Genomic DNA, 3,213 nt, shown 5'->3' with positions numbered 1-3,213 from the left:
GGCCGAGGCCGCCTCGATCAATTTGCGAAAGAATCTTGACGGTACCCTCAGAACCGAGAACGCGTTGCTCAGGGACCAGGTGGATGAATTCAGCCGCAAGCTCGCCGAGGCGACGGATCGGAATGAAAAGATTGAGGCCGACTGCAATGAGCGGATTGCCTTTATAGAGGAGAAGTTCGAACTCGATACCGCGAACCTCGAACTCGAGAACAACGAGCTCCACGCCGCGAGCATCAGATATCTCACCGATGCCAGGGAGCTCGACAGGCAGGTCGTCCAGCTCCACGCCGAGGCTGAGGCTATGTCCGATGAGATCGAGCGGCTGCGCGGCGAGCGTGATGCCGCGCTGAAAGCCCAAGCCGAGTTGAACGACGCACTCCTGGCCCAGCGCGACCTGATGGCCGAGGTCGCCGCCCTCAAGGACCGCCTCGCCGCCTCCGAGCAGCGTGCGGCCGTGGCCGAGGCCAAGGTCGAGGTCATGACCCAGATGAGGGGCGAGTAGCCACGCGCTTCTCCTGCCAGGCTGCTGATTTCTAGGAACCTTCTAGAGCGCTTCTAGAAGGTTCCTAGAACCGGGCGCAGCATTTTCGATCGGCACGATGTCTCGGTAGATCAGGCGATGCCTGTCGTCGCGCCATTCGTCGCCGTGGTAGTGGCCGAAGAGCCAGACGCGATAGTCGAGCCGCCCGTCGAGCTCGCCTAGGAAGGTTTGCAGCTGATCCCCACGGTACTCACGTCCGCGCTCCCGGCACAGCTCTCTAGCCAGGGCAGCAGGAGCCTCATGCGTCACCACGTAATCGACCCTCCAGCCCACGCGGTCGATCGAGGCGCGGCAGTGCTCCATCTCCTCCTCGCTCGGCATCTCCTCGGGCCACCAGCTCCTCCCCTCCCTGCGATACTGCCTGTCGTTGCTCGCGGCACCGCCCATGGCAAGGACTGTGAGCCCGTCGATATCGAACACCTCTCCGCGCATCAGGTGCAGCACGTGCGGTCGCGCCTCATGGACGAGGCCGCCGTTCCACTCCCGCACCGGCAGTTCTGCCAGCATCCGGTGGTTCTCGTGGTTGCCGTCTACGAAACACGTGGTCCACGGCTTCGATTCGAACCAGTCGAGCCAGTATTTCTCGGCGTTGGATCCATCCCAGACAAAGCCGAAGTCGCCGGCCACGATCACCACGTCGTCGCTCGTCAGAGTCCGGCCCAGCGACCAAGACCTGAAGGCGAACCTGCTGGCCCCGTACTCGGCCCTGCCGTGCACGTCTCCTGTCACATAGACAGCCATCAGTACACACCCCACGGCAGGAGTTTGTCCCCGAGCCTCACGATCCGGTCGTACAGCACGGTATGACGTTCGTCCGGGTTGCCGTCTCGGTGAAAATGGCCGTAATACCAGCGCTTGTAGTCCAGGCGATCCTCGAGCTCATCGAGGAATCCGGTCAGCCGGTCCACATCAGGGCGCTCCCAGCCTGGGTCCGGGTAGAGCGTCGGCGAGAGCATGCGCGTCGAGCAGGTATGGGTGATGACGCAGTCGACCTTCCAGCCGACCTCGTCGAGCCTTGCCCGCGCGGTATCGAAATCGCGCTCGTCCGGGAGCTCCTGAGGCCACCAGCTGGAATGCGGCACGCGGTATTCCCTGTCCACGCTCGTGGCACCGCCCATGGTGAAGACCGTCGAGCCGTCGAGCTCGAAGACCTCGCCGCGCGTCAGGCGCCGAATAGACGAAGTATCCGAAAGGCGCTGCGTCAGCCCGCCGTGCCACGGCTCCATGGGACGCTCCTCCCAGTGGTCGAAGCGCTCGTGGTTGCCATCCACGAAGAGAGCCGTGTAGGGGCGCGACTCGAGCCAAGCGATGTCAGCGCATTCCTCGGCAGAAAAGTTCCACGGAAAGCCAAAGTCACCGGCAACGACGAGATAGTCGTCGCTGGTAAGACTATCGCCAAGCTCCCAGTCGCGGAGCTTTTGCATGTCGAGCCCACCGTGGATGTCGCCCGTCACATAGACCGTCATCGAATCGCCTCTTCCCTCTTGTACGCCGCCAGCTCGCGCTCGACCTGCCTGTCGCCGGTCTCGTTGACCCACCAGGGCCATTTCACCCGGCCGCACGGCTCGTCGACTCCGGCGAACCACTCCCTCAGCTCGTCGAGGCTCACCGGGGAGTGCCCATTGGCATCGCAACCGACGTCGTAGCGCAGAAGGCCCTGCTTGCGGTTGAACTCGTTGTACGCGCCGCCGCTGCTGTGGATGTGCCCGTGGAGGTGCCACGATCCATGGTTCATGCCCTGCCAGTCGGCCATGGGGTAATGGCTCAGGACGATCTTCTGCCCGTCGATCTTGAGCACGCAGATCGGCGGCTCCACGGTGAAGGCGCCCGCGACCGCCGGCTGGGTCCAGTCCTTGTCGTGGTTTCCCGGGACGAGGTGGATGCGCCTGCAGGCGATCCGCTTGCGCAGCCCGTAGGCGTCCTGGGCGGTCATCTTGAATGAGAAATCCCCCAGGATGTAGAGCTCGTCGTCCACGGCAACCCTGCCGTTGATGCTGTCGACGATGGCGTCGTTCATCTGCCAAATCGTCTCCCACGGGCGGTCGGTGAACTTCAGCACGTTCTCATGCCCGAAGTGGGTATCGCTGGTAAACCAGATCATATTTATGTCTCCTTCTGTCGCTAAAAAACGTTCTCCTTCGAGGTCAGGAGACGTTTTATGAGCGACATGAGGTGCATATCCCTCATGTTTCAAGCTCCAATCTGTCGGGTTTGCCCAACTAAAAGTTTACGCCCACGCGCCCACGCGCGAACAGGATTTGATTTTTGAAATATGGACGAATTCCTCGTCAGGAGGGTAGAATGGTGCCGACGGCAGCCCAAGTTGTAGTGAGCTGGGCAGAGCCGTTGCTTAATAGAGTTAGGTCATCGTCTTAGCGACGGTGGCCTTTCTTTTTGGGCTTCGAACCCTGCTTGAGTGCCTTGGAAAGGCCGACAAGGGCCGTGAGGAGCGAGACCGTAGCGGTCAGGAGCTTCACGAGCTCGGTGAAATCGGTCATGGGCATCACCTCCCATCTAATGGAGGGCTCTGCCCGGCACGAGGGCTGCCGACAGCAAGGACGATTCTATCAGAGCGGCTGACTCCCGCAGATCAATTCATACTCCTCACCCTCGCCGAATTGCGAGCCCTTGATTATCGACTTTATCCGAACACCTCCCACATTCATCCGTAC

The 3,213-nt window shown here is 61.5% G+C and carries 5 protein-coding genes; 1 reads left to right on the top strand and 4 read right to left on the bottom strand.

What is annotated here, in order from left to right:
* The coding region (locus DW024_RS09795; protein WP_233541376.1) for a hypothetical protein at positions 1-502 on the top strand (502 nt) is incomplete at its 5' end.
* A 42-nt stretch (positions 503-544) separates the two neighbouring features.
* Here DW024_RS09795 and DW024_RS09790 read toward each other — a convergent pair.
* The 4 genes from DW024_RS09790 to DW024_RS10400 form a co-directional block, all read right to left on the bottom strand.
* Complete coding sequence (locus DW024_RS09790; RefSeq protein WP_118377601.1) at positions 545-1,282, bottom strand: metallophosphoesterase; 738 nt, start codon at positions 1,280-1,282, stop codon at positions 545-547.
* On the bottom strand, positions 1,282-2,007 hold the full coding sequence (locus tag DW024_RS09785) for a metallophosphoesterase family protein (RefSeq protein ID WP_118377600.1): 726 nt from the start codon (positions 2,005-2,007) through the stop codon (positions 1,282-1,284). Before DW024_RS09785 ends, DW024_RS09790 begins: the two co-directional genes overlap by 1 nt.
* Positions 2,004-2,642: a hypothetical protein gene (locus tag DW024_RS09780; protein WP_118377599.1), complete on the bottom strand. Its 639-nt coding sequence runs from the start codon at positions 2,640-2,642 to the stop codon at positions 2,004-2,006. Before DW024_RS09780 ends, DW024_RS09785 begins: the two co-directional genes overlap by 4 nt.
* Positions 2,643-2,913: 271 nt before the next feature.
* Positions 2,914-3,039 carry a hypothetical protein gene (locus DW024_RS10400; RefSeq protein WP_255413310.1) on the bottom strand — a complete coding sequence of 42 codons (126 nt, stop codon included), beginning with the start codon at positions 3,037-3,039 and terminating at the stop codon, positions 2,914-2,916.
* Between the last annotated feature and the right edge of the window lie 174 nt (positions 3,040-3,213).

The sequence above is a fragment of the Collinsella sp. AF37-9 genome, from assembly GCF_003475115.1.
Lineage (GTDB): Bacteria > Actinomycetota > Coriobacteriia > Coriobacteriales > Coriobacteriaceae > Collinsella.
The sequence above is the reverse complement of the archived record's forward strand: the minus strand, read 5'-3'. Positions and strand labels throughout refer to the sequence as shown.

Coding starts and splice junctions, on each gene's coding strand:
- DW024_RS09790 (WP_118377601.1), bottom strand. CDS start 1,282: ATGGCTGTCTATGTGACAGGAGACGTGCACGGCAGGGCCGAGTACGGG.
- DW024_RS09780 (WP_118377599.1), bottom strand. CDS start 2,642: ATGATCTGGTTTACCAGCGATACCCACTTCGGGCATGAGAACGTGCTG.
- DW024_RS10400 (WP_255413310.1), bottom strand. CDS start 3,039: ATGACCGATTTCACCGAGCTCGTGAAGCTCCTGACCGCTACGGTCTCG.
- DW024_RS09785 (WP_118377600.1), bottom strand. CDS start 2,007: ATGACGGTCTATGTGACGGGCGACATCCACGGTGGGCTCGACATGCAA.